Source organism: Kitasatospora phosalacinea (assembly GCF_000716545.1).
Classification (GTDB): Bacteria; Actinomycetota; Actinomycetes; order Streptomycetales; family Streptomycetaceae; genus Kitasatospora; species Kitasatospora phosalacinea.
Map to the genome: position 1 here is coordinate 1 of NZ_JNWZ01000165.1, position 913 is coordinate 913.

The window sequence follows — 913 nt, forward strand, 5'->3', positions numbered from 1 at the left end:
GCCGCTGTCGCGCGGATGTTGCGAAACCCCGGCGGACGCGGGCGGGGGTGAGACGGCGGGGTTCGGTCGCCGGTCGCTCCCAGGGCCGGCGTACGTCTTCGGCCAGGGGTCGGGCGAGGCGGATCTGGGTGTGGGCGGCGATGATCAGCCAGGTCCACAGATCGGCGGTGTGGCGTGGCGGATCTTCGGGGCGGTCCAGCCGAGGGTCTGCTTCATCAGCCGGAAGGTGTGCTCCAGGTCGAATCGGCGCAGGAAGGACTGCCACCACAGGTCCACGTCCGTGCCGGTGGCTGTGGTGGCCGAGCACCACAGCCAGACGGGCCGCGGTGGGTGAGCCGAGGGTGCATCCGGTCCCAGGCCGTCGCCTCGGCGGTGCCGTAGCGGGTGGTGTCGGTGGCCGTGGCGGTGTCGGGGATGTGCCAGGTGTCGGGTTTGGCGAAGGTGAGGACTCCGCCGTGTCGACGGGGTCGCCCGCCCTTCGGCCCGCGGCGGTCGGGGCCAGGGTCGCGGAGCATGACCCGGTCCGAGCGCAGGCGTCCGAGCAGAACCACCGGCAGGTCGGCCAGGGCGTGGGAGAGGTAGGTGACGTCGTAGCCGGAGTCCATCACGATCAGGATCTCCGGGTTGCCCGGCTCCCAGTGTCCAGCCTGGATCAACCTTCCGACGATGTCACGCAGTTGGATGGCGGTGACGGCGGTAGCGTCATCGGCCGGTCCCAGGCGCACGGCATCCAGCAGCGCGACCCAGGAGGTGCGGCCGGATTCCAGCGCGGCGACGAAGGAGTACGGCCAGCCCGGAACGAACTGGTCCCGACTGCGGTCCCCGCGTCCGTAGACATGGCAGAACAGCCGCTCGTCGCTTGTCGGGGCGTCGGGGCGGAGCCAGTTGCTCACGTCCACGGCCAGCACGATCC

The 913-nt window shown here is 71.1% G+C and carries 1 pseudogene; it reads right to left on the minus strand.

Annotated features, from left to right (window positions below):
* A pseudogene (locus tag OO48_RS34760) lies at window positions 1–913 on the minus strand (transposase); the annotation flags it as partial.